General features: G+C 28.1%; 15 protein-coding genes. 5 read left to right on the forward strand and 10 right to left on the reverse strand.

Going from position 1 to position 16,492, the window contains the following annotated elements; all coding sequences use genetic code 11:
• Nucleotides 1–154 precede the first annotated feature (154 nt).
• The gene (locus DS884_RS07840; RefSeq protein WP_093869424.1) at nucleotides 155–1,162 is read left to right on the forward strand and encodes an aspartate-semialdehyde dehydrogenase; all 1,008 of its coding nucleotides are present in this window, start codon (nucleotides 155–157) and stop codon (nucleotides 1,160–1,162) included.
• 72 nt (nucleotides 1,163–1,234) lie between these two features.
• Nucleotides 1,235–1,879, forward strand: coding sequence for an HD domain-containing protein (locus tag DS884_RS07845; RefSeq protein WP_113786373.1), 645 nt, complete (start codon nucleotides 1,235–1,237; stop codon nucleotides 1,877–1,879).
• A gap of 393 nt (nucleotides 1,880–2,272) precedes the next feature.
• On the opposite strand, the gene DS884_RS07850 is transcribed toward DS884_RS07845, so the two are convergent.
• From DS884_RS07850 to DS884_RS07875, 6 genes are all read right to left on the reverse strand, one after another.
• Nucleotides 2,273–2,665 (reverse strand): hypothetical protein, encoded by a 393-nt coding sequence (locus DS884_RS07850; protein ID WP_113786374.1) that lies wholly within the window; start codon nucleotides 2,663–2,665, stop codon nucleotides 2,273–2,275.
• 234 nt (nucleotides 2,666–2,899) lie between these two features.
• Nucleotides 2,900–4,621, reverse strand: coding sequence for a helix-turn-helix domain-containing protein (locus tag DS884_RS07855; protein WP_113786375.1), 1,722 nt, complete (start codon nucleotides 4,619–4,621; stop codon nucleotides 2,900–2,902).
• Nucleotides 4,622–4,624: 3 nt separating this feature from the next.
• Nucleotides 4,625–5,407, reverse strand: coding sequence for an enoyl-CoA hydratase/isomerase family protein (locus DS884_RS07860; protein ID WP_113786376.1), 783 nt, complete (start codon nucleotides 5,405–5,407; stop codon nucleotides 4,625–4,627).
• A 45-nt stretch (nucleotides 5,408–5,452) separates the two neighbouring features.
• Nucleotides 5,453–6,865 carry a sensor histidine kinase gene (locus DS884_RS07865; protein ID WP_093869419.1) on the reverse strand — a complete coding sequence of 471 codons (1,413 nt, stop codon included), beginning with the start codon at nucleotides 6,863–6,865 and terminating at the stop codon, nucleotides 5,453–5,455.
• 44 nt (nucleotides 6,866–6,909) lie between these two features.
• Complete coding sequence (locus DS884_RS07870) at nucleotides 6,910–7,383, reverse strand: hypothetical protein (RefSeq protein WP_113786377.1); 474 nt, start codon at nucleotides 7,381–7,383, stop codon at nucleotides 6,910–6,912.
• The gene (locus DS884_RS07875; protein WP_113786378.1) at nucleotides 7,383–8,534 is read right to left on the reverse strand and encodes an ATP-binding protein; all 1,152 of its coding nucleotides are present in this window, start codon (nucleotides 8,532–8,534) and stop codon (nucleotides 7,383–7,385) included. Before DS884_RS07875 ends, DS884_RS07870 begins: the two co-directional genes overlap by 1 nt.
• A 122-nt stretch (nucleotides 8,535–8,656) precedes the next feature.
• On the opposite strand from DS884_RS07875, the gene DS884_RS07880 reads away from it, so the two are divergent.
• The 3 genes from DS884_RS07880 (at nucleotide 8,657) to DS884_RS07900 (ending at nucleotide 12,143) form a co-directional block, all read left to right on the forward strand.
• Nucleotides 8,657–8,881, forward strand: coding sequence for a ferrous iron transport protein A (locus tag DS884_RS07880; RefSeq protein ID WP_093869416.1), 225 nt, complete (start codon nucleotides 8,657–8,659; stop codon nucleotides 8,879–8,881).
• A gap of 2 nt (nucleotides 8,882–8,883) precedes the next feature.
• Nucleotides 8,884–10,989 carry a ferrous iron transport protein B gene (feoB, locus tag DS884_RS07885; RefSeq protein ID WP_113786379.1) on the forward strand — a complete coding sequence of 702 codons (2,106 nt, stop codon included), beginning with the start codon at nucleotides 8,884–8,886 and terminating at the stop codon, nucleotides 10,987–10,989.
• A gap of 779 nt (nucleotides 10,990–11,768) precedes the next feature.
• Complete coding sequence (locus DS884_RS07900; RefSeq protein ID WP_113786381.1) at nucleotides 11,769–12,143, forward strand: hypothetical protein; 375 nt, start codon at nucleotides 11,769–11,771, stop codon at nucleotides 12,141–12,143.
• A gap of 317 nt (nucleotides 12,144–12,460) precedes the next feature.
• Here DS884_RS07900 and DS884_RS07905 read toward each other — a convergent pair whose 3' ends face one another.
• The 4 genes from DS884_RS07905 to DS884_RS07920 form a co-directional block, all read right to left on the reverse strand.
• Nucleotides 12,461–14,002 carry a glycine--tRNA ligase gene (locus DS884_RS07905; protein WP_113786382.1) on the reverse strand — a complete coding sequence of 514 codons (1,542 nt, stop codon included), beginning with the start codon at nucleotides 14,000–14,002 and terminating at the stop codon, nucleotides 12,461–12,463.
• A gap of 98 nt (nucleotides 14,003–14,100) precedes the next feature.
• Nucleotides 14,101–14,979, reverse strand: coding sequence for a hypothetical protein (locus DS884_RS07910; RefSeq protein WP_093869410.1), 879 nt, complete (start codon nucleotides 14,977–14,979; stop codon nucleotides 14,101–14,103).
• 20 nt (nucleotides 14,980–14,999) lie between these two features.
• Nucleotides 15,000–15,881, reverse strand: coding sequence for a hypothetical protein (locus DS884_RS07915; RefSeq protein ID WP_093869409.1), 882 nt, complete (start codon nucleotides 15,879–15,881; stop codon nucleotides 15,000–15,002).
• A 50-nt stretch (nucleotides 15,882–15,931) separates the two neighbouring features.
• Nucleotides 15,932–16,492: a class I SAM-dependent methyltransferase gene (locus tag DS884_RS07920; protein ID WP_113786383.1), complete on the reverse strand. Its 561-nt coding sequence runs from the start codon at nucleotides 16,490–16,492 to the stop codon at nucleotides 15,932–15,934.

Genomic DNA, 16,492 nt, shown 5'->3' on the forward strand with positions numbered 1-16,492 from the left:
TTTGTTGTTTAAAATATGGCTTTTTGATCTTAATTTGATAATAATTAAACGTGGCTATAAAAAAACCTAAATTTAATATACAACTAATAGTTATTTTTTAAACCTTTGTAACTATTATATAAACAGTTATAACACACTATAAAATTAAAAAACAATGAGAGTAGCAGTTGTTGGAGCTACCGGAATGGTAGGTAATGTAATGTTACAAGTATTAGCAGAACGAAACTTTCCAGTAACAGAGTTGATTCCTGTTGCGTCTGAACGTTCAGTAGGTAAATTATTACCTTACAATGGAAAAGAGTATTCAGTAGTAAATTTAGCTACAGCTGTAGAAATGAAGCCAGATGTTGCTTTATTTTCAGCTGGGGGAGAAACCTCTTTAGAGTGGGCTCCAAAATTTGCTGAAGTTGGAACGACGGTTATCGATAATTCATCAGCATGGAGAATGGATCCGACTAAGAAATTAGTGGTGCCTGAAATTAATGGTGATGTATTAACGAAAGAAGATAAAATTATAGCAAACCCAAACTGTTCTACAATTCAATTGGTAATGGCATTAGGCCCATTGCATAAAGAGTATAGAATGAAGCGTGTTGTAATTTCAACGTATCAATCAGTTTCAGGAACAGGAGTAAAAGCTGTTCAGCAATTAGATAATGAAGAAGCTGGAGTTGAAGGAGAAATGGCTTATCCACACCCAATAGGAAGAAACGCTTTACCTCATTGTGATATTTTTTTAGAAAACGGATATACTAAAGAAGAGATGAAGTTGGTAAAGGAACCAAAAAAGATTTTACGTGATGATTCTTTTTCTATTACTGCTACAGCGGTTAGAATTCCTACAGCTGGGGGGCATTCAGAATCTGTAAATATTCAATTTGAAAATGATTTTGATTTGACTAAAGTACGTGAGATTTTGGCAGGAACTGAAGGAGTTATAGTTCAAGATAATGTAAAAGAAAATGTTTATCCAATGCCTATTAACGCTCATAATAAAGATGAAGTTTTTGTAGGTAGAATTAGAAGAGATGAATCTCAATCAAATACATTAAATATGTGGATAGTTTCTGATAATTTACGTAAAGGAGCTGCTACTAATACAATTCAAATAGCTGAGTATTTGGTTAAAAACAGCATATTAAAAAATAAAGTTTTGGCGTAAACTTTTATTTTTAACAAAAATGAAAACCTTAGGCATTAGCTTAGGGTTTTTTATTTGATGTATTTTTGTTTTATGGATAAAAAAGAAATTATAAATAGTACAATAACTTTTGTAAAAGAAACGCTTAAAGGAGCAGAAGGAGGACATGATTTTTTTCATGTTGAAAGGGTTTATAAAAATGCTTTACTAATTGCTGAAAAAGAAGATGTAGATGAATTTGTAGTAGCTTTAGGTGCTTTATTACATGATATAGCTGATAGTAAATTTCATGATGGAGATGAGACAGTAGGACCGAAAAAAGCACGATTCTTTTTAGAAACTAAAAAGGTTAATGATGATATTATAGTACATGTAGAAAATATAATTACCAATATTTCATATAAAGGAGGTAATTTTAAGCAACAATTTAAATCTGCTGAACTTGATGTTATTCAAGATGCTGATCGGTTAGATGCAATAGGTGCTATAGGAATTGCTCGTTGTTTTAATTATGGAGGGTTTAAGAATAGAGAGATTTATAATCCTAGTATACTTCCTAATTTATCTATGACTAAAGAAGAGTATAAGAACTCTAAAGCACCAACAATAAATCATTTTTATGAAAAGCTTTTATTGTTAAAAGATAAAATGAATACCAATACGGGAAGAAAAATAGCTCAAGAAAGGCATGATTTTATGGAAGTGTTTTTGAAACAGTTTTTTATTGAATGGGCATAAGTATTATTTATATCCAATGTAAATTATATGTTAATAAAAAATAAATTTTATGTTAATTGTGTGTTTTAAAAAAATAGTGTATGTTTGAAACATCGATCCCCGATAAAATTTTTTTCCCTTAAGTTAAGAAACAGCATTTAGATTTTTTTCAGATGCTGTTTTTTTTATATAGTAAATACTCATTAGCCTAAATATGCTGTTTATTTAAAGAACATCTCTAGTACTACATATTTTATTGCAGCTATTATTGCTGCAATAATAAAAACGTAAAGTTGATTTTTATTGTGTAATTGATTTTTGAACATTATCGAAAAATATTTTGTAAAACGATTAAAACAAAACTTACAGTTACCAATATTATTTTTGTTATTACTACTATCATAATTTTTTTATTTATTGAATAATCCCTTTTTTAATAATTACAGTTTTTGAGTTTTTACCATTTATGAAGTCGAATTCTAATAAATCAACTTGATTAAAGTTGTCAATTTTATTATTTAATATTTGTTGAATTCTTTCAACTTCTTTTTTTAAAGATAAAAACTCACAATCAATTAATTCATATTCTCCTTTCTCAGTACTTAAACCGTTTTTTCCATATTGAATACCTGTAGCATATAGAACTTGGTTTATTTCTTTACAATTACAATTTTCTTTTAATGCCTTAAGTATGCTTTTAGATTTATCAATTGAATGTAATGAAGAACTAACAGTGTAACCAAATAAACCTCCTAGTATTAAAAATATAAAAAGTATAAATATTGTTTTTGGTGTTTTTTTCATCATTATTAGAATTAATCTTGTGTTTAATTTCTTGTACAAAGATTTGATTTAAAAATGTGTATTACAAGTTAATGAAGCCTGTTTTTAGAAAAATAGGGAACATAGTATGGTTATAACTGATTGTTTTTCAGTGTATTGTGTTCTATTTGTGGAAATGTTTTTTAAGAAGATAACTAAACCCTAATTTTATAAATTTAGGGTGAAAACTCATAGTTTTTGTTTTTATAAAGTATTATTTTATGAAATGGAATTCAGTTTTTTAATATAAACTGAAGGAAGTAATCCTGTTCTTCTTTTAAAATATTTAGTAAAAGAATCTGTACTTTTATATCCAATTTCTTCTGAGATAGATTGAATAGAATAAGCTCTAAATTGTTTGTTTTCTTTTAACTTTAATACAGCATGATTAATTCTTAAATCATTAATGTATGTGTTGAAATTTTTTTGATAATGCGCGTTTATTACTTTAGATAAATATGAAGTATTAGTTTTTATTTTTTTAGCTACATTATATGAATTACAATCCTGTTTCAAAAAATAATTGTGTTCTTCTAGTTTTTTTAAGCCAGATAAAATTTCTTGATAAGTTTCAGGGTTTATATCTAAAGTATTTTTTTCTTCTATTGTTTTATCTTTAGTGTCAATAATCTTTTGCTGTTCTTCTAACTGTTGTATTTTATTTATTAGCTCATTAAAAGAAGCTGAGTCCTTTTTGTTTTTTTTAGAAGTTTTAAATAAAAATAAGAGTAATAAGGCAATTATTAATGCACCGCTTATTGCTAAATAAGAAATGTTTTTTTGTTGAACTTTTTTTTCTGATGCTAAATTTTCTATTTCTTTATTATGGAAAGAGGTAAGAATCTCCCTTCTTTCTTTGTCTAAAATAGATTGATTTAGTACATACTTTTCGTAGTAGTTATTTGATTTTTCTATATTCCCAGAAAGCTTGTATATTTTGGCTAAGGCTTTGTAGTCTTCAACCAAATTAAACTCTTTAGTTTTGGTTTTCATTATATCAATACCTTTATGCATAACAGCAATTGCTGAGTCGTATTGAAAAATCTTAGTGTATGCTTCAGATAAATCTTTGTAATAGTAGGTAATGCCTGAATTTATATCATATTCATCAGATATTTTCTTTAGTTTTAAAAACTGAGTAAGAGCTTCATTGTGCTTTTTTTCTTCTAAAAGTATACGCCCAATTTGCGATTGAAAGTTAATGCGAACCAGACCATTGATGGTATCTAAGCCTTTTTCAATACCCTTTTTTATAGAAAGCTTTGCAGAATCTAATTGGTTTAGTTTTAGATAAGTATTACTAATAGATATTAAAGTTAAAGAAGAATTAAATCGTTTGTTAGCAGTATCTATTTTAGTTGTTTCGTTCAGAAATTTGTACCCTCTTTTATATTCTTTTAAAGCATCTTTGTAGTTGTTAGCTTTAAATTTTACTCCACCAATAAGTATTGGTATGACGGCTTTGTAAAATTCTAAATTTTCTTTTTCTGCAATACTTTCACTTTTATAAAAATAATCTAAAGCTAATGTAGTGTTTCCTATTGCAGAATAATTATTTCCTAATTGTGCTAAAACTTCTATTGGAGCTATTTTAGCTTTATTTAGTAAGTCTTTTTCTTTAAAGTTTAAGTTGTTATTTTTTAAAAGAGCAAGTTCTTTTTTAAAGAAAACAATAGAAGAATGGTTTTCACTTATAAACTGACTTCTCCTTCCAATGGTGTGTAAAAATTGTATTATTCTAAAAGTATCTTTGTTTTTTTCTGCTAAAAACAGCATTTTTTTCATAAAAGAAATACTCTTCCTTATTTCAGTACTGTTTTGTAAAGAATCTGAAAGTTGTATAAGTTCTTTTTTATAAATGCTATCTTTAAATTCCTGTGCAGAAATTGTAACTGCACAGAAAAATAAAAAATATAATATTATTACCTTTAGGTACTTCATAAATTAAGCTCCTGGGAAATTAGGTTTTCTTTTTTCTAAAAAAGCAGTTGTTCCTTCTTTAAAATCTTCAGTACCAAAACAATTTCCAAATTCAGATATTTCTGATTCAAATCCATTAATTCCATCTTTAAAATTATCATTAACAGCTTTGATAGCTGCACTAATTGCTACTGATGAGTTTCTCATAATTTTACTAGCTAATTTTTCAGCTAGAGGAAGTAATTCTTCTGTGGTTGTTATGTGGTTTACAAGGCCACAATCTTTAGCTTCATTAGCATCAATCATTCCTGCTGTCATAATTAACTCCATAGCTTTACCTTTTCCAACTAACTGTGGTAAACGCTGTGTACCTCCATATCCTGGAATTACGCCTAAAGAAACTTCAGGAAGTCCCATTTTAGCATTGTCAGAAGCAATTCTGAAATGGCATGACATAGCTAATTCTAACCCACCACCTAGGGCAAAACCATTTACAGCAGCTATAACTGGAGTTGATAAGTTTTCAACAAAATCAAATAACATTTCTTGCCCTTTTTTTGCTAAACTCCCTCCTTCTTCAACTGAAAAATGAGCAAACTCAGAAATATCAGCACCAGCAACAAAAGCTTTTTCTCCACTACCAGTAATTATGATAACTTTAGTAGATGAATCGTCTTCTAATGTTTCAAAAGCGTCATGAAGTTCTTCAATTGTCTTTTTGTTTAAAGCATTTAATTTTTTAGGACGATTAATAGTTATAGTTGCTAGTCCGTTACTTTGTTCAATTAAAATATTTTCAAAATTCATGTTATAGTAAGTTATGTTATATAAAGCTTCTTTATTAGTTATCCATTAAGTTTTTGGTAAAATCACAGTAAAAACTGTTCCTATACCTTCAGTTGATGAAAAACTAATAGAGCCATCGTAAGTTTCAATAATTTTTTTAATCATAGGTAATCCTAGTCCCATCCCACTTGTTTTGGTAGTGAATTTTGGTTCAAAAATAAGATCTTTATTTTTTTCTATAATACCTTTACCGTTGTCTGAAACAGTGATTTTTACATTGTTGTTTTCTGATGCTACTTTTACTTCAATTTTAGGAGGTGTACCATCCTTTTTCATGGCTTGAGTAGCATTTTTAACTAAATTAGTTACAATACGTATTAATTGTGTTTTATCTAAGTTAGCCATTAAGTTTGATTCTTCAGCGATATAAATAATGTAGTTTTCGGTGAAAATATCTAATGCATGTTTTACAACATCAATAACATCTAATTTTTCTCGACGTTGTGTAGGCATTTTTGCAAAGTCAGAAAAAGCAGAAGCAATAGAGCTCATAACATCTATTTGTTGAATAAGTGTTTGACTGTATTCTGTAAGTTTTTCCTTTATATTTGGTGCCTCAGGATTGAATTTTCTTTCAAAACTTTGAACAGATAAGCGCATTGGAGTTAATGGGTTTTTAATTTCATGAGCAACCTGTTTTGCCATTTCTTTCCAGGCTTGTTCACGTTCACTTTGTGCTAGCTTTACTGCACTTTCTTCTAATTGATCAATCATATTGTTGTATGATTCAACAAGTGAATTTATTTCTGAACTAGCAGCTTCTAAAGTGATTTTTTCGTTACGTTTATTTAAACGAGTTTCTTTAATTTTTTGTGATATAGTTTGAATAGATCTAGTAATGTAACTTGAAAGAAAATAAGCTAATATTATGGCTAAAATAAACATGAATAAATACACGAATAAAAGCCTTGACATAAACTCACGCAATTCCTTTTTTTGATCTTCGTTATCTTGTGCAATTTGTAATTGAAGAATACCAATCCGTTTATATCTTGAATCGTTTATGTATGTATAAGATGATTGATAAGTTACTTCTTTTTCTTTTTTTCCCGGAGGCACAACCCTGTGTTCAGAATTTAAAGCAAGTTGCATTAATATCTCTTTTGAAAGGGCTATTTCTTTAGCTTTGTCAAAACTATATGGAATGGATGACTTTAATAGTTTTCCACTCATATCATACATTGAAATAGTAAGTTTGTGTATTGTTGCTATTTCATAAATTTTATTTTGAAAAATTTTTGAAAGATTATTTGTAGTAACTCCGTATGTGGTTGTATTTAGTTCTATTTCAATGTTTTGCTTGGTTGCTTCTTCTTTTCTTCCAAAACGTTGAGTGTTGTATTCTTTTGTTTGCTCGTCATATTGTAAAATAGTAACAGAAACAATTAATATTGATGCCAATAATATTAATAATATCATTGATAAAAATATTCGAATACGTAGTGATATGTTATTTAGAATTATCAATTTTTAAGAGCTATTTTTTTAGATTTCATATATAATATATCATCAGAATCACCGTCATTATCCCAATCGTAAATAACTTTTCCATCAAACCCTTCAGAGGTCTGTGTAATATGATACCAAGCTTTTACTTGTTTTCCTAAATAAGGATATTCAACATACAAACTATCATTTCTAGTTTTCCATATACCGCCAGTTTCACCAGTTTTTTTACCATCAGCAAGTTTAAACCATGCGGTAAAAGTTCCATCTTTTTTATAATTAGATTGAGCTTTACCAGAATTAGGTTTACTAAAATCATCTTCAAATACACTAGTGCTATCTGTTTTATTAACAGTTGGCATTTCAATTTTAATATATGAAGTTTCCCAATTACCAATCATATAAGTTGATAAAGATTTTTTTTTCTCTTTGCACGCTAAAGCTAATAGCATTATCATGATAAAGGAAATGACTATTTTAATTTTTTTCATTATGCTTTAATTTTTTCTTCTTTTGTATGTAAAAGGCGCGTTAGTTTAATGGATAAATCTAATAAAATTATTTTAGCATTTCCATTACGCTCAATATGATATTGAGCATCGCTTACTTCTTTTTCTATAGTTAAGATATTCCCACTATGAATGAAAGGTGAAAATTTAGATAAATCAAAACTAGGAGAGGTTGTTTCTAAGAAAACTAAATCAGGAGTACCATAGTTTAATAACAGTGCTTGTCTGAAAAATTGTAAGCAGTATTGTAAAAATTGTTTCTGGGTTTCTCTACCAGATCCTGCAATTGCTTCTGACCAACCAATTAAATCTTGTATTACAGCTGCATTTCCTTTAGCTCTAAAGGCACTACGAATCCAAGTAATAAACCATTCTTCGAAGATGGTATCGTTTGAGTTATTGTGTAATAAATGAACAGCCTTGTTATAGTTTCCTTCAGATTGATGTGCTAATTTTAAAGCTTCATTCTCTTGAATACCTTCTCTTTGAATTAAACTTTTTACAAGATCAGCATTACCTAAAATAGGAAAATGTAAAGCTTGACATCTTGATTTTATAGTGTTAATTATTTGGCCTTCATCTTCTGTTACTAATAGAAAAATAGTTTTATTTGGAGGTTCTTCAATTAACTTTAATAACTTATTTGATGCAGCAATATTCATTTTTTCTGCCATCCAAATTATCATTACTTTAAAACCTCCTTCATATGATTTTAATTGTAATTTTTTTACAACATCTTCAGCCTCATCAACACCGATTTGACCTTGCTTATTTTCTACACCAATATGTTGTAACCAATTAAATAAACTTCCATAAGGTTGTTCTTTAATAAAAGACCTCCATTCTTCTAAAAATAAATTACTTACTGGGTGCCTTTTTACAGAGTCAGTTGTAGTTACTGGAAAAGCAAAATGTAAGTCAGGGTGTTGAAGTTTATTACATTTTATTGTACATGCTTCTTTATTTTCAGAAAAACTACATAGTAAATGTTGTGCATAGGCAATAGCCATTGGCAAGGTGCCACAGCCTTCTTTGCCTATGAATAATTGAGCATGTGGTATTCTTCCATTTTCAGCAGATTTTTTTAAATGATTTTTTATGTGCTCTTGTCCAATAATTTCCTCGAAAGTCATATTACAAATATACTATTTCACCAAGAGTGAACAATAAGTATTTTGTAAATAGAATTAATACGATCAATAAGTAGTTTAGAATCGTTCTATTTAGTATATTTGCAAGCTAACACAAACTTTTTTTGAGCACAATAGCATCGTTAAAAATCGGGGAAAAAGGCATTATATCTGAAAGCTGTTTAGATAGAATACCTTTAAAATTATTAGAAATGGGATGTTTGCCTGGAACTGAGGTTGAATTATTACAAATTGCCCCGTTTAAAGACCCTATGTATATATGTGTTAATGGTAGTCATTTAGCGATACGTAAAGAAACCGCTTGTCAAATAGTAGTAACTAAAATTTAAGGATGAGCAATAAGATTAAAGTATCATTAATTGGAAATCCAAATACAGGAAAAACATCTTTATTTAATCAACTAACCGGGTTAAATCAAAAAGTAGGAAATTATCCTGGAGTAACAGTTGATAAAAAACAAGGAACGTGTAAGTTACCAGAAGGTAAAACAGCAGTTATAACTGATTTGCCAGGTACTTATAGTATAAATCCGACTTCAATAGATGAAAGTATTGTACTTAAAACATTAATGAGTACAAATGAAGAAGATATTCCTGATGTAATTGTTGTTGTTGCTGATGTAGAAAATTTAAAAAGAAATTTACTGCTTTTTTCCCAAATTCAAGACTTAGAAATTCCAACTGTATTGGCAATAAACATGGCCGATCAAATGGAAAAGAAAGGGATTTTAATTGATATTAAAGCTTTAGAAAAAGAATTACAAACAAAAGTAGTGTTGATTTCTGCTAGAAATAAGAAAGGAATCGATGTGCTTAAGAAAGAAATAATTAGTTCAAGTAAGTCAACTTATTCTTCAAACTTTGCTCAAATTTATTCTAAAATTGACATAGAATATTTTGAAAATTTTAAAAGAATAAGCAATCGTTTTTCAGTGTATGAATTATGGTTAATGCTTACAAAAAATCAAACTTCACTTTTAACGGCTGAAGAAAAAAAGGAGTTACTTTTTTTAAAGAATGATATTTCAAAAGAAAAAAAATATCAGCATAAAGAAACTATCTATCGTTACCAACTAATAAATGAAGTTTTAAAAAAAACATACAGCGTAGATAAATCAAAAGCTAAGGATTTAAGAAGTAAATTAGATGCCATTTTTACCCATAAAATCTTTGGGTACATTATTTTCTTTGGACTCCTATTATTAATATTTCAATCGATTTTTGATTGGGCTTCTACTCCAATGGATTTTATTGATGGTTTATTTGCTGATATCACTGATAAGGCAAAAGATATATTTCCGAAAGGAAAACTTACTGATTTGTTAACCGAAGGAATTATTCCCGGAATAGGAGGTGTAGTTATATTTATACCACAAATTGCTATTTTATTTTTGTTTATAGCTGTTTTAGAAGAAACAGGATACATGAGTAGGGTAGTGTTTTTAATGGATAAAATAATGCGTCGTTTTGGAATGAGCGGAAAGAGTGTTATTCCATTAATATCAGGAACAGCATGTGCTATACCAGCTATTATGGCTACTCGAACTATATCAAGTTGGAAAGAACGATTAATAACCATTTTAGTAACTCCTTTTACTACTTGCTCAGCTAGATTACCAGTATACGCTATTTTAATTGCTTTGGTAATTCCTGATACTAAAGTTTTTGGTTTTTTAAGTTTACAAGGATTAACCTTATTAAGTTTATATTTTTTAGGTTTTGTAGCTGCTATTATAGCAGCATACATACTGCATAAAAGTTTAAAAATAAAAAGTAATACGTTTTTTGTTGTTGAAATGCCTAACTATAAATTACCCTCTTTAAAAAATGTTTTTTTAGATGTTTTGGAGAAAACAAAGGCGTTTGTTTTTGGAGCAGGAAAAATAATCTTAGCTATTTCAATTGTTTTATGGTTCTTAGCATCACACGGTCCATCTTCTTATGAAAATGTTGAGAAAGTGATTACTGAAAAGAATGTAGAGATGAAGCTTTCAGATAAAGAGCTACATCAAAAAATAGCTTCAGCAAAATTAGAGAGTTCTTATATAGGTATTATGGGTAAAACTATTGAGCCAATAGTAAAACCTCTAGGGTATGACTGGAAAATAGGTATTGGTTTAATCGCTTCTTTTGCTGCACGAGAAGTGTTTATTGGTACGTTGGCTACTATTTATAGTGTAGAAAATAATGATGAAGATATTACAACTATTAAGCAAAAAATGGAATCTGAATTAAATCCAGACACAGGTAAAAAAAGGTTTGATTTTGCTACAGGTATGTCTTTACTTTTATTTTATGCGTTTGCTATGCAATGTATGGCTACACTGGCTATTGTTAAACGTGAAACAAAAAGTTGGAAATGGCCTATAATACAATTGGTTGGTATGGGAGTTTTGGCCTATGTAGTAGCATTAATATCTTATCAAACTTTAAGCTAATGCAAGAAATTATAACATATAGTATTGTTGTTTTAGCAGTTGTTTTTCTAGTTAGAAAATTCTTTTTTAAAACTAAAAAAGATACTAATTGTAACAAAGGGTGTAACTGCGGATAGTTTTTATTTTTTTTTTGAACTTTTCAAGTATTAAATTAAAAACAAAAAACTCAATTCTTGTTTGTTTTCAAAACTAATAATGAGTATTAATTATTAGCTACAATATTAAAAACATACATTGATACCTGTAAAATGTTGTGAGTTGGGAGTTTTAAAAAAAACTATGTAGTTTTCTACGAAAAAAATCAAAAAATATGGATAGAGTCATATTGTAATTAGTTGTAAGATAAATTACAGTAAATATAACTTTTGGTAAATGGGAGAAAAATAAATTTACAAAATGAGTAGAGGTACAGTCATTTTTAGAATATTATTAATTATTGGTATTATTTACAATGGAAGTAAGTTATATATGATTCAAGAGTCAATAAAGAATAATAAAAAAGTAAAAAAAAGGGTTCTTAAAAAATATTGTCACTCTAATAGAGGTAGTAAATTAATAATAAACCATAAAGGAGAAAATTATACTATCGAAGTGTCAAGTAAAAAATGTAGAGATATAACAATAGGTAGTGTTATCAATCTCTATTATATAAAGAGTTTCAATAGCTATTACGTTCCCTTTCGTAATGATGAATTGATTTTGGTGATATTATTTAGCTTGCTTCTTTTATTTTCGTTTTATAAATTATTTTTTGATTTTTTTCGTAGAAAATTTAACTTATGAAATATATTAAGGTTTTAATTTTAGGATTATTTTCTTTCACGTTGTTTGCTCAAGATTTACCTACTAATAAGAGAATTTTCGTTCAAAAGTTCATGAAAGACATGAAGCAAATGGAAAGTCTTAATAAGTACGTAAAAAATAGTTCTGATTATACAATAGACTTTTTTAATGTAAGTAAGTATAAAATAGTTTCTATAGTAAAAAACAAAGCGGTTGTAGATATTGATACTGGAAAAGGGAAGTATTGTATTCGAATATATTTGACGCTTATTGAAGACAAAAAATCAAAAATAATCCTCCTTAAAGGGTATAAAAATGAAGATATAGATTTTTTAGACCCATGGTATAAAATTGAAAGAATATGTCCTTAGAACACTGTCCTATCTCTCGCTAGTTTGTAACTAGTGGTGTATATGGTAAGCAGTGAGAGTAACAAAATATAAATTGCTGTTTTACCTTGTTGTTGCTACTTACTAGAACATTATAAATAATTTAAATGTCATTGCTATTGAGGAATGAAAGAAGCACTCTGTAAATCAATTATCAGATTACTTTATTTCACTAGGTTTCATTTGTAATGACGATTTTTTAAGAATTCTGCTTTTGTATATCATTTTCAAGTGTTAAATGATAAATCAAAAAACCTATCAAATTAATGATAGGCTTTTTAATATATATAGTAGAAAACTTACATTTTCATTAACCAAGAACGCACATCAACCTCTTGTTTAATAATGGCTCCTAGTTCTTCTATTTTAACACGTTTCTGTTCCATAGTATCTCTATGACGTATAGTAACCATATTATCTTCTAAAGTATCATGATCAACTGTAATACAGAAAGGTGTACCAGCAGCATCTTGACGACGGTAACGACGCCCAACAGCATCTTTTTCATCATAAGCTACATTGAAGTCCCATTTTAAATCTTCAACAATTTTACGAGCCACTTCTGGTAATCCATCTTTTTTAACTAAAGGCAAAATAGCAGCTTTTGTAGGAGCTAAAACTGCAGGTAATTTTAAAACAGTTCTTGTAGTTCCATTTTCTAATTCTTCTTCTTGTAAAGAATTTGAAAAAACAGCTAAAAACATTCTATCCAATCCAATAGAAGTTTCAACTACATATGGCACATAGTTTTTGTTTTCTTCAGGGTCAAAGTATTGTAATTTTTTACCAGAATGCTCTTCATGTGCTTTTAAATCAAAATCAGTACGTGAGTGAATACCTTCTAACTCTTTAAAACCAAAAGGGAATTTAAATTCAATATCAGCAGCAGCATCAGCATAATGAGCTAATTTTTCATGATCGTGAAAACGGTAGTTATCTTTGTTTATACCTAATGATAAGTGCCATTTTAAACGGTTTTCTTTCCATTGTTCATACCATTCTTTTTGAGTTCCAGGTTTTACAAAAAATTGCATTTCCATTTGCTCAAATTCACGCATTCTAAATATAAACTGACGAGCTACAATTTCATTACGAAAAGCTTTACCAGTTTGTGCTATTCCAAAAGGTATTTTCATACGTCCAGTTTTTTGAACATTTAAAAAGTTAACAAAAATACCTTGTGCTGTTTCAGGGCGTAAATATAAATTCATGGCACTTTCAGCAGAAGCACCTAATTTGGTTCCAAACATTAAATTAAATTGTTTAACATCTGTCCAATTTTTACTTCCTGTTAAAGGGTCAGCAATTTCTAACTCTTCAATTAAAGTTTTTACGTCGGCTAAATCTTCATTTTCTAATGATTTACCTAACCTACTTAAAATGGTATTAATTTTTTCTTGATATCCTAAAACGCGTCCGTTAGTTGTAACGAATTCTTCTTTATTAAAAGAGTCGCCAAATCGTTTTTCAGCTTTTTTAACCTCTTTTTCAATTTTGTTTTCAATTTTAGCACAATAGTCTTCAATTAAAACATCTGCTCTATAACGCTTTTTACTGTCTTTGTTATCAATTAAAGGGTCATTAAAAGCATCTACGTGGCCGGAAGCTTTCCATGTGGTTGGGTGCATTAATATAGAGGCATCTATACCAACAATATTTTCATGCATTTGTACCATTGCTTTCCACCAATAGTCGCGAATATTTTTCTTTAATTCTACTCCATTTTGGGCGTAGTCATACACAGCACTTAATCCGTCATAAATTTCAGATGATTGAAAAATATAACCATATTCTTTAGCGTGTGATATTACCTTTTTAAATTGATCTTCTTGTTTTGCCATACTGCAAAAATATAATAAGCTTTTAAACTATTGTTAATTACATAAAAAAAAGTGAAGATTTTTTAATCTTCACTTCATTTTTTCATTTTTAAAGATTTTTATCTAAGACTTACGACTGAGTTACCAGAATATTCACCATCAACAAAAGCGCTAATAGTATACTTCCCTTTATTAATATCATCTCTATTTACCAATACAAATGATACTAAGCTAAGTTTGTCATTGTTATAGTTAACAGTAACAGAATCACTATACATAATTCTTGCTCCATTGTTTAAACGTGCTTTACCTTTAGGTGTAATTACTTTTTTGTCTTTATCAATTATTTGAATATAAACCATCTTTTTACCTGATTTTGTAACTTCATTTTCAAGTAAATCAAAATTTATTCTAAAAGCATCAGTTCTACTAGACCTTGAAGTAGAAGTTAGTTTTCCACTACTTCTTTCTTTCATAGCAATGGCTTTTAAAGGACTTATGTCAATTTTTGAAGCAACTGCTACTTTTTCTTCTAGTTTTTTATATTTTTCAGTTAATTCAGTATTAATTGTTTCTTTTTGACTAAGAATTTCGTTTGTTATAACGTTTTCTTGTGCTAATACTTCATTTGCTGTATTAAGAGAATCGATTTTAATAAATAACCTTCTGTTTTCTCTTTCAAGGCTACTTATTTTACTTCTATAGCGTCTTATTAAGTTGTAGTTATCTCCTTTTAAGTTTGCTACAGAATCTCTTAAATCTTTCATTTTTTGTATTTCTACACGTAACCTTTTAGAAAGACTTTTTTTTCTGATAACCACATCAGTGTAATCTTTAATCATCTCATCTAAATTGTTTTTTAAATCAGCTTTTTCTTCTGTAAAAACATTTTGTAAATGTTTTAGATCACTAGATTTTTTGAAAGAATTTAGAGTTAAAAATAGAATTAAGATTAATAAAACGATTAAAGCGATATTTTTAATGGTTCTTGAATTCATGTTAAGGGGGATTTAAAAGTTTATTTTAGTTTAATAGTTGATTTTTTTATAAATATCTTATTTACATATATGTTTACTTTATAGATTCCTTTTTCTAATTTATCTTTATTAACTTTAATAAATGACATTACAGATAACTTTTTATTATAGTAATCAGCACTTATAAAGTCGCTAAAAATAATTCTTTTACCATTTTTTAGTTTTACTTTTCCTTTTATAGCAACTATTTCATTTTTAGGGTTAATTAATTGTATGTGAATTGGTTTAGATCCCTTGTCAATTATTTTATTTTCAAGTAAATCAAATTGTATTTTAAAACCACAAGCTTTCCACGATCTATAAGTAGTAGTCATTTTTCCACTACTTCTCTTTTTCATGGCATCAATAACTACTTTTTCAACTTCTAAAACTTCTGCTGAAGCTACTTTTTTTGTTAAAATTCTATTACTTCTAGAGAGTCTTGAATTTAAATGTTCTTTTTTTGTTAAAACACCTTTAACACTGTCATTTTCAGTGAATAGCTCCTTGTTTATAGAGTTTAAAGAGTCTAATTTACCTAATAGTTTTTTATTTTCCTCTTCTAAAGTAGTAATTCTTTTTCTGTAAAATCTTAATAAACTATAATTGGATGTTTTTAAGTTTTTAATAGTATCTTTAAGTAGTACTACTTTTAGTAATTCTTTATTAAGATTTAAAGTGTAGTTGTCATTTCTGTCAATAGCGCTTTGATAGTCTTTAATAACATTATCTAGTTCTCCCTCTAACTCTTGTTTTTCAGAGTCAAAGGCGCCTTTAAGTTGCGAGAAATCTCTAGCATTTTGATATGCTAAAAAACCTATTGCAATTATTAAAAAAAGCAAAAAGGCGATTAAACCTTTGTTTTTAAAATTTTTTACAGCCATCACTAAGGGGAAATTATGATGAACAATATAACGTGTTCTGCGCTAAAATACTATTTTTTAGCACATTTGTATACAAAAGCAGGAGGAAAATTTAAAGTTTCGAAACTTAAAGTAATGTTTTTTCCAAAAACATCTTTAAGTTTTTTGTAGTAAGAAAGGCTATATTGATATTGAATAAATAATCCGTTTTTATTTAAAGTAGTATAACTTTTTTGTAAAATAGTATTAGATATTTTTTTAGGAATAATTGTTAAGGGTAAGCTAGAAATGATATAACTAGCATCATTAAATCCTAATTTTTTAAGTAGTTCGTCAATTTTTTCGGCAGATTCTTTTAATACAATTAATTGTGGGTGATTTATTTTTTTTAATTCATTATAAAAAGCATCATTTATTTCAAAACAAATTAAAGTAGTATGAGGTTGTATTTTTTGTAATATATTTTTAGTAATTGCTCCATTACCAGAACCTAGTTCAACAATAACATCTGCTTTTTCAAAATTTATTGTAGTTGTCATTCTGTTTGCTAAATATTTAGAACTTGGAACTACAGTACCAGAAGTTTTATAATTTTTTACGGCCTCTTTAAAAAACTTGAATTTTCTCCCCAA

Source organism: Tenacibaculum sp. E3R01 (genome assembly GCF_003318185.1).
In the GTDB taxonomy this organism is placed as follows: domain Bacteria; phylum Bacteroidota; class Bacteroidia; order Flavobacteriales; family Flavobacteriaceae; genus Polaribacter; species Polaribacter halocynthiae.